Origin of the sequence: Marinobacter sp. Hex_13, from assembly GCF_001566815.1 — a bacterium.
Classification (GTDB): Bacteria; Pseudomonadota; Gammaproteobacteria; order Pseudomonadales; family Oleiphilaceae; genus Marinobacter; species Marinobacter salarius.
Genome location: NZ_LSMM01000019.1, coordinates 1 through 10086, shown reverse-complemented (window position 1 = coordinate 10086; position 10086 = coordinate 1). Strand labels below are relative to the sequence as shown.

The following is a 10086-nucleotide window of genomic DNA, read 5'->3' as shown; positions in this document are numbered from 1 at the left end:
AGCGCTTCACTTTCGCTGATACCCTGCTTCTCTGCATAGGCCTTGGCCTGATCACGAATGGCAATGACTTCATTCTGGTGAAGCTGCCGGTTCCAGGTAGTACCCTGCTCGGCAATCCAGGCGCCTTGGGCATTACCAGAACTGGCGCCACCCACGATACGTGACAAGGCTCGCAGTCGCTCCGGGCTGTTACCCGCAAGATCCACCAACAAAGGCATCAGCATTTCGTTGATGCCAGCAGCACTGGCGCCATCCGCGCCGCCCAGGGCCTCACCCACTGCCTGGTGGAGGGCAATTTTCAGGGCGCTACCGTCTTTCACGCCTTGAGCAATTCCCTGCTCACCCGCTTCGGTAAAACCGGCAATCGCCTGTTGTAATTGCTCCGGATTCTCAGCGGCTACACTGCCGATTTCGGCCAGCAGGGTTCGCAGACGATCAGCTGTCTGGTCTTCAGGAACGCCCATGGTGTCCGCAAGAATCTTGCGCAGCGCATCGTATTCCGGGAAGCGCTTGATTTCTTCGGTGAGCTTGCGGGTCAGGCCGTGCTCGTGAATCAACACGCCCAGTTCGGTGATTTTTCTGTCGCCGAGCACTTTGATGACAGAAGTGACCATATCTTGGGGCATACCCAGCGTGGTCGACACATCGCGGGCAATTTCCATGCGGCCACGTTCCGTCACTAACCGATGATCCAACGTCAACTCAGCATCCAGGCCACCAGTAATCTCATCCCTGGTGATTTCCTGAACGTTGTCCGTATCACGGTTCAGGCCGGCCAAATCGCTGTTCTTGTCGCTGTCTTCATCGCGAACAATGAGCGTTCCTTCACCCATCGTGGCACGAGTAATCCCTTCCTTGTCATGGCCGTTGCGGTTCGTACTGAGTGTGGTGCTGCCCTGGGGCGCTTTTTGTTGCTCCTTCAGGTCCAGGGGATTGAAGCTGGTACTGACTCCCCAGCCGCTGTTGCTGCCACGATCATAGTCCTGGATGTCCGTATAGGCGAAGGTGCCGGTGTCCAGAGTGAAGTTGTCCGGATCACCGCCGCTGATCACAGCACCATCCACCTGGGTATGGCCGTCTACTCTCAGATCAAACGCTTCCTCTCCATGGAAACTGCTGACCTGATCCACCCAGGCCCGTTCGCTGGAGCCCGAGGTAGTGTTGTAGCCACCATTGGCGCTGAAGCCCTGGCCGCCGCCGAGGTTGAGACCGCGGTTGCTATGCTCGCTGGTGCTGGTGTTCTGCAGGGAGGTGACAGAGAGGTTACCGGTATTCCCTGTTACCTCTCTAGCCCAGACATTGCCCCCATGGATCGTGGTCTGATCTTTGACGTCCAGGTTCATCAAACCGTCCACGTTGACCGCACCATACTGCCAGTATTGGGACTGGCTCTGCTGTTCGCTGGATTGGGTGCCCAAGCCGCCGGACAGCGCATCTACTGCAGCGGCACCAGCCAGGTTGCTGCGACTGCTGCTGGCAATTGTCAGAGTGGACGTATGGGTTTCCGTGCTGCTCTGGTTGCTATAGGTGTCGGCGACCGCTTCTACCGTGAAGCGGTCCACATCCAGATCCAGCCCACCGCCGTCATGAATATCCAGTCGACTGCCCTGGAGGGTCAGGGCCTCACCCTTCAGGTTCATGCCACCCGCACCCAGCTGCACCTGGCTGCCCCGGTGGGTCAGCGCTTCACTGGTGCTGGTGTGTTCTGTGGTTTCCGTGGCCATTTGTACATCGCCGTAAAAACCAAACGACGGGGCATTCTCCACTGCACCGGATACCGAGGTAGCCGCCTGGATACCTACCGCCTGCTGCTGGAGCAGCGCCAATGTCAGGTTGGCTTCGTAATCGCTGATATCAGTGATACGGGGATCGTCCTTGGCGGCCTGCAATGCATCATAGGCCCGTTTTACATCCTCGGAGGCTTTTACGAAGTCATCTGCTGCATAGGCAGCATCCACGTAACTGTTACCAACGCCAGCCGTCAGGCTGGTATCTTCGTTGGTGGACTTATGGGTGGTTCGCTCATATTCCTGCGCGGCGCCAAAGCGCATTTCTCCACCGATATCGGCATCCAGGCCGCCGGCAATAAAATCACTGCCGATGACATTGACGTCACCATCCACCTGCATGTTAATCAGGCCGCTCACCTGCAGCAGGCTACCTAAGGCCTTGCCTTGCTCAAACAGGGTTTCTTGGCGATAACGTTCACCCTCAATACCAGCGTAGAGGCGCCCACGGTCATAACCACCGGTGAAATTATCGAACGAGTTACCGTAGCTGGCCTGGTAATCGCTGAGGGTTTCCAGCCCGGCAGCAAGATTCACATCCCCACCGGCTGTCATGGCCATATTGCCGCCACTGAGAATCTGGGAGGCCACCGCTGTCATATCATTACCTGCGGACAGCGTGAGGTGTTGGTTATCCTGAACGACAGACTGGGTCAGGGTGACACTTTCGGTGCGCTGCTCTTCGCCTTCTCGTTTGATGCTGACATCGTCAGGAAGATCATCAGGGCCGGAAAAATCGCCGCTGAAGGCACCGGTCGCCGCGCCCGCCATCTGGGTAATAGCACCACCTGCAGCGCCCAGATAATCCACGCCGAACTTTTCTTTCTCATAGTAAGACGAGTGGTGGTTTTCACCGGCGATGATGGAAAGATTGGCCTCATCATTCGTCAGAACTGTCTGGCCATCCCGCGGATTAATCAGGGTGCCCGCCAGTAACGCCGTACTGCCCTGGACCTCAACCTCTCCCTCACCACTGTCCCGCAATCCTGAGACGGTAGAACCCTGAATATGCATGTCACCGGCGGATTGCAGGAGCAGGCTTCCCTGGGCATCCAGGTTCGAACCCTGGGAGGTAGCACTGTAACTACCGGATGCCTGTGTGTATCCCTTTTCCCCATTCAGTGCATTGACCATTGTGGCCTTGGTCACATCCGCAAAATCCAAGGGATTAAAGGTGGCAAGACCGCCCCCCAAACCGAGCGTTGCCATACTGGCAACCATGCCGCCGATGTCTGCCTTGGAGCTTTCCTTATAACTGTCGTACTGGTAGATATCGTGGACATCACGAATCAGCAAATCTGCCTGGTCGTTCGTCAACGTTTCTTTCTGGGTACTGTAGAGGCCCGCACTGGCTATCAAATCTCCGCTTGCGGAAACATCAGTGTTCTCAAGCGTAATGCCATTAAGCCCCATCATCTGCACATCCCCACCGGATTGTAGACTGGTTCCCTGGTGGGTTATCGACAGGGTGCTTTGCCCGCTCTGACGAGCACTGATAGTCCCTTTCTTGGTTTTATGATGTTCGTGACTGTAAGTATTGGCTGCGCTGTCGAATGTGAGGCTGCCGGCACTGGCAATGAGTGTATCGCCTTGTGATCGCACATCGGCGGAGGTAAAGGTAACATCCCCTTCAGCGGCTTCGTAGCCAACGAGCCTGCCCTGCTTGTCCTTGCTGGCATTGATAAGCACATCGCCCTGGGCGGCCAATTGCGAGCCAACAACATCCTGACGACTGGTTTCTGTCGTTTCGGTACGTTTTCTGCCAAAGCTGCCCTTGTCTTCTTCGTAGCTATAAAGGTAATCCGAGTCCAGCGCCGCCAGAATACTAATATCGCCCTTGCCAATCAGCGACAGATCTTCCCCAGCCTCCAGCCGGCTGGCAATCACCGTCAGATCATTCCCGGACTCCATCACCACATCGCCGCCACCCGTAATCGACGCACCCTGCTGGCGCACGCTGCGCTGGATGTTATGGCTGGTTTCGCCGTCGTGGCGCACCTTGAAATCGTAGCTGTCGCTGTTGGCGACAGAGGCGACCAGCAGGTCGTTACCCGCTGAGAGCTGCACGCCGCCATCGCTGGCCAGGTCCGAGCCAAGCAGCCTGAAATCGTTGCCGGCACTGGCCAGCAGATTCATGGTGGCGGTGATTTCACTACCGATATGGCGGACACGGGATTCGCTGAGCTTGCCGCCATGGTAGTTGCCTTTTCTCCCGGATTGATCTGCCACGGTATCGACGACGATATCGCCTTCGGCATTGAGTGCGACATTGCCCCCCCGGATGCGACTACCGGTGATACGGATATCTCCCTCGGCATCCAGATCAACATAATCGGCCCCTTCAATGGTGGCAGCCGCGCCCATTTCGGTATGCCATTCCCGCCAGCCAGTTCCGTCCGCTATCTCGCTCTGATAGGCAAGCCGCCGATTAATAATGTCCTGGGCACTGTTGAGCGCTACTTCGCGGGCGCTAATGGTACCGCTGATATTGCGGACATCGCCTTCGGAGTCGATATCCAGTACCCCTTCGCCACTAATGGTGCCACCCAGATTTTGCAGGCCATCTTCGTTGAGATCGAAATCGGCATCGCCCCCGAAATGGATGGTGCCGCTGTTAACAATGCTGCCGCCGTCGTTCACCATATCGCCCCCGGAGGCGATCAGGGCTCCGTTGTCGTCAATGACTGCACTTTGTGGCGACAGGTAGAGCTGCGGCACCAATACGATTTCACCCGCCACTTCCTGCTCCACCATCCAGACCATGTCCTCGGTCAAGGCATTGACCTGATCCGGGCTGAGAGCCACCCCAACGGTCAGTTCCAGTTCTTCGGCGGCGAACAGGCCGTTATCCAGCAAGGCACGATACTGGGCGTTGGCATCCACATACTCTTCATCCAGCAAGGCTCGACCGGTCAGGTCCACCACCTGCTGACGAATCAGTTGCTGCTCGTAAAACCCATCGCCCAGCAAACGCATGGCGCCATTCGGATCCCAGCCCAGCCGGTTGAGAAGGTACTCGGAGCCCAGAAAGCCATCGCGGGTGGAAAAGAAAGGGTTGGTTTCAATCAGGTAGGGGTGGTTCGGGTCGGCAATGGAGAACAGGCCGCCATTGGCCCCCTCCAGGTAACTGTCCATATCATTGCCACCGCGACCAGCGCCTTTGCCAACGGCGATAAGCTCTTCTTCAGAAACGCCCCCACCCTGCTTGTGCCCCAAGTCACCATTGGTGACTGCCGCATCCCCCATGTCCAGATTACCGCCGGAGATAATATTGGCGCCCAGAATTTCAGCAGATTCCAGTGGGACGATTTCTTCACCAATATGAGGCGTCCTTTTTACAACCCAGTTATCTTCACGCCTTAGAAAGTTATCCGGGTCATAATTCGGGTTGTTCTGACTAGCAAACAACGCCATATGCTCAAGTTTCTTATTTCCACCACTACCCCAGTACCGAGCACCACCGAAATAATTACGCTTGTTGTATGGTTCGATGCCATATCTGACATTAGCCACATGCTCGTTATCGGAAAGGTATGTCTTGTAATGATTGATCAGGACATATTCGCCACTATGCAGCCCAATATTGTCAATGCGATCCACATCAAGGTTCATATCCCCGTAGGCGAGAATGTCGCTGGTCTCATTAACCAGCTCCTCCCCGACAAGTGACATATCGCCACCCGCTACCAAAAGGCTTCGCCCTGTAGTTGCCTCATCCAGCTCACGCACAAACTCTTCGGTGAAGGTATAGCGCATGGTGAAGTTGGTATGCTGACACTCTATGCAGAAATACTGCGCCTTGGCGTCCACCAACACGTCTTGCCAATCGAGTACATCCCGCACATTCAGAATCTGCTCCGCCTGAACCGCAACATCGCCTTCCGCCTCAATTCGTCCGGAACGGTTTTCCAGCTTTTCAGCACTCTCACCATCGTTGCCATTGATTGTGAGATTCCCCGAGGTATAGATGTCCGCTAGCCGGTTGGTCACCTGATCGGCTGACAGGTTGATATCGTTTTCGGAGAGCAGGGCCCCGCCTTGATCATTGAGGATGGCATCAGCCTCGACAGTCAGCGCTTCCCGCCCCCCCAGGGTGCCGGTGTTGGTAACGGTGGTGGCCTGAATATCCGCCTTCCCATCAGCAACCACATACCCACTATTGGTGTAATCCGCGGCTTTCACGCTCAAATCCGTCTGTGCCCACACGGTGCCTGTGCCCGAGACATCGTGCTGGTTGGTATCTATGGCGATATTGCCGGTGGCTGCCAGATCGGAATGCTGGATCTTGCCATTGGCCGACAACTGCAAATCCCCATTCTGCGCCGCCACCGGCGCATCCAGTTTCACCCCGACGCCGTCTTCGTTGGCGATCAGCCGGATGCGGTTGGCGTACATGCCGCCCAGGGCCGAGGAGTCGATGGCGAACTGGGGTTTGTCGCCATCGCTGGTGGCGTTGCTGGTGGCCAGGGTCTGCCGGCCTACCTTTTGCTGGCCGGTGACGATGTTCAGGCGGTCAGCATGCAACTCACCCGCCAGGGTCACGGAGCGGGCGATAATGTCGAAACGTTCGGTGTTGGAGGCATTCAGACCCTCACCAAGAATGGACACGGCGCCGCCCTGCACATCAAAGCCGCGCAATTCACCGTCTTCCATGATGGATTGCCCGGTGGTCAGGGTGGCGTGGTTCGTATTGATGAAGCCACAGCCGTTACAGCTGATGCCGTTGGGGTTGGCCACCACCACATCGGCGCGGGCGCCGCCCACTTCGATGTAGCCCGCCAGGTTGGAGGGGTTCTGGCCGATGACTTCATTGAGGATCAGGCTGGCGGAGCCGTTTTTCAGGTTGGGGTTACCTTCGATGTAACCGCCCAGCTGGGTCTGGGTGAGCGTCTGGCTGTTGTTGAGGACCAGCCCTTTATCGCTGACGTTGAGGTCATTGTAGAAATTCTGCGAGACACCCTTGCCGTTGGGGTTCTGGATATTGACCACCGGCACCCCATTGGCTGCCTGATCCAGGGTGGGCCGCCCATTGGTGCCATGGGTGGGCGTGATGGGTTGGGCGGACAGCAGCATGGGCTGCCAGATCAGCAGTAGCGACAGGGTATGCACCAGCCCGCTTTTCCATCGCGGCACCGGGGAGGATGACGGCTCAGAATTCGGCATAAAGTGAGGCATGGACGGTGTACTCGCTGTCAGTCAGTTCCGTTGAATGTTGTTCCATGGGCCAGGACACTTCGGTGGTGAATCGCAATGAGCGATAACCCAGCCGGACGCCGGCCGTGGCGGAATCCAGCCGGGTAAATCGGGGCTCATTGCTGTTACCGGGAATTACCCCCATGTCATAGGCCGCAAAGGGCGTCACCGATACCGGACTGGGGATCGGTGGAAAGAAATCGAACTGCACGCTGCCAGCCGCTGCATTGTTGCCGCTGACGGAAATATCCTGATAACCACGCACGACAGAGCGGGATGCCAGGGAAAACCTCTCGGACGGAAACAGCGTCTCGTCGGTGTACTGGGCATTAACGCGCAATGCGAGAGTCCCATATAACGGTTTTATGAAGCGGTTGACTGTAAGAAATGTCTGATAGCGCGTGTGCGTAATGTCTGCAATCGACCGTCCGCCGGGCAGGTTGGTGGCCGGTCCCGCGCCATGCCCCTCTTCAATGGTCAACGTACCGGCCAGTTGGGTGCGCCCCAACAGGTGTTTGGCATTAAGGCGTCCGCCCAGGGTTCGCAAATGATAGGAGCTGACTCGAATGACAGCGTCTTCCAGCAGATTCTCCGCATCCGTATAGGTACCCAGTAACGACAGGGATAACCGCGAGCGGCTGCTACGGTATAGCGTCCGGGTCAGCTCCAGCCGGGAGGTGTCCGTGGCACCGGATGAATCGAACGTCTGAAAGATCCCCTGGATTTCGTTTTCGTATTCCTGGCGGTTGTAACTCAAAGCCAGGTTCCAGTATCCCAGGCTGATGTCATAGCTCAGCCCGGCCCCCCAGGCACGGTCGGTGAATTCGGTATCCAGATCGCTATTGAGCGACAGGGACACCCGGTCGGTGAGCCCGAAAGGGCTGCCCCAGTCCAGCCCGGCCTGGGCGGTACCGTGGTTGATATCCCCGTAATGCTCCTGGTCTACCACCAGAGTGCCACGGTAACGGCGCGGCCAGTCGGCCTGACCGAGCACGACGGTGCCACCCTGCTCTTCCCCCGGCGCCAGATCCATCTTGGCATCCAGGTGTGGCAGCCGGGCCAGGGTTTCCACCGCATGCTCCAGATCACGCAGGTTGACCCGGTCACCGGGCTGCGCCGGCACGGCCCATTCCAGCACCCGCAACGGCATGCCGACGGCCTCGAAGCCTTCCACCTGGCCGGCAACCACCAGCAGCACCAGCTTGCCGGAGGACACATCCTGCTCGGGGATCAGCACCCGGCTGGTCACATACCCCTTGTCGATCAATCGGTTGGAAAGCTTCGCCTGCAAAGCCTTGATGCCGGTCATATCCAGGCAGGCACCTTCCGCCTCGCGCACTGGTTTTTCGAACCAGCGGCCAAAAGGCACAGGGGCATCGTTGAGGGTTTTCAGCTCAATGGCATCAATCTGGAAACAACGGACCGACGGTGTGGAGGTATCGGGCACGGGCAAGCGTAGCCCTGGCCGGTCACCGGGTAGCTGCATCTCTTCCAGCTGCTGCTGCTGACGCTCGCGCTCCTGCTCCTGCAGTCGATCGAACATGCGTTGCTGTGCATCCGGCGACGCCCACACGGCATTGGCCGCCAGCCCCAGCACCATGGCGCCACAGCGTAAAACAAACTTTTCCCCTAACATGGCTTTCCTTGCCCGTCATTCATCCAACGCACAGTGGTGCGACTTCATCGCCACCGAATATTTGTGTAATGTGCTGCGCTGATTAAAAAGAAAGCGGGATTCTACACTTTTATGTCTGTTAATGGCGCCAGGAGACAACGCTGACGTGAACTCCATCACATCTCTCCCACAGCGGAAAGCCGTTGTTTTTCTGGTACTTTTGTTCCTTTTTCTCCCTTTGCCAGTGCACGCGAGCCTGGCAGGAGCCATGGCCCCGCTGACGGACACCACACCGGAGAAGACGCCGAATTACAATGCTGCGTTGCGTGACGCCAATAGACTGGACCCCGCCGCCAGTTTTGTACTGAGAAACCATCTGCTACTTCGTCAGGGCGCACAAAAATTGGCTGCGGGAGATTACTCTCAGGGTCGACAACAACTGACACAGGTGGAGACCGACAGTCCTTCCGCGGTACAAGCCAGTCTGCTGATTGCAGAAAGCTACCGCCTTGAACAACAACCCGAGCAGGCCAAGGACTGGTTCTTACGCACAGCCCTTCATTACCCCTACCGCACAGAGACACTCTTCGGACTGCTCAGTGCAGCCAATGATCAACCTCCGGAAAAAACCGGCCTGGCGTTGGCACTTTATGACAAAGCCCGTGAGCAGGCTGATTTTGCTCTGACACAATTGCAGCAGCTTAAGCAAAACGACCTGATTGACCCGCTGGCGGTGATTTTCCCCTCCAGTCTGGACGAACAGGTGCGCCAGGCTTTTTTGCAACGCTGCCTGCACAATCCGGACGAAGATTTGCTCAGCGAATCCAGCCGTCTGCAGGAAGCGGTCTCCAGCCTGTTGCATTTGCAACAACAGCGGCAAGCCTTGGCCGGTCAACTTCAATCCCTGCAAGCCCAGCTGGAGGAGTACCAGCGTCAGCGGCAACATTTACAGAACCAGCTATCCCGCCTGGCCGCTCAGCAGAACGCACTGGAATCACAACTGATACCCAACAACCTGGACGATGATCAGGTCAGGATTCGCCGTCAACTTGGCCAGCTTCGTAACCAAGTCATTCGAATGGAAAACCAGATAGCCTTTATTGATCGCACTCGCCAGCAGTTACCTGCCATGGTCGACAATCTCAACGCCGAAATACGGCAACTCCATGAGCAAGCCATGACGCAGTTGAAAAGCAGTAATAAGGCGGTACAAGCCGTACTGGAAAACACTTACCAAGCCTATTATGGCGAATTGAGAAATCTGGCCGCTGAAGCCAGGCTGCAGCTGGCCGAGCGACAGGCGATGCGGAAACCATAGCCCTATATCACCGACTGTGTTTCACTGCCTGTCTTAACGGATGCTCCATCTCTGCTTATGCCCACTCTCAAATGTCCCAGTTGCGACCTCCCCCTGCTTCTTTCCGGCAACAGCTGGCAGTGCGACAACGGTCATCGTTTTGATCGCGCCAAACGGGGTTATACCAACCTGCT

Annotated in this window: 4 protein-coding genes; 2 read left to right on the top strand and 2 right to left on the bottom strand. The window is 56.9% G+C overall.

Features of this window, described 5'->3' with window-relative positions:
* Both AXW11_RS04460 and AXW11_RS04455 read right to left on the bottom strand, forming a co-directional pair.
* On the bottom strand, window positions 1-6950 hold a 6950-nt coding region (locus tag AXW11_RS04460; RefSeq protein WP_286791932.1), incomplete at its 3' end, for a two-partner secretion domain-containing protein.
* Window positions 6937-8616 carry a ShlB/FhaC/HecB family hemolysin secretion/activation protein gene (locus AXW11_RS04455; protein ID WP_286791930.1) on the bottom strand — a complete coding sequence of 560 codons (1680 nt, stop codon included), beginning with the start codon at window positions 8614-8616 and terminating at the stop codon, window positions 6937-6939. The genes AXW11_RS04455 and AXW11_RS04460, both read right to left, overlap by 14 nt.
* 247 nt (window positions 8617-8863) lie before the next feature.
* Here AXW11_RS04455 and AXW11_RS04450 point away from each other — a divergent pair, with 247 nt between their 5' ends.
* Both AXW11_RS04450 and AXW11_RS20790 read left to right on the top strand, forming a co-directional pair.
* Complete coding sequence (locus AXW11_RS04450; protein WP_062816792.1) at window positions 8864-9913, top strand: hypothetical protein; 1050 nt, start codon at window positions 8864-8866, stop codon at window positions 9911-9913.
* A 57-nt stretch (window positions 9914-9970) separates the two neighbouring features.
* On the top strand, window positions 9971-10086 hold a 116-nt coding region (locus tag AXW11_RS20790; RefSeq protein WP_353743716.1), incomplete at its 3' end, for a putative RNA methyltransferase.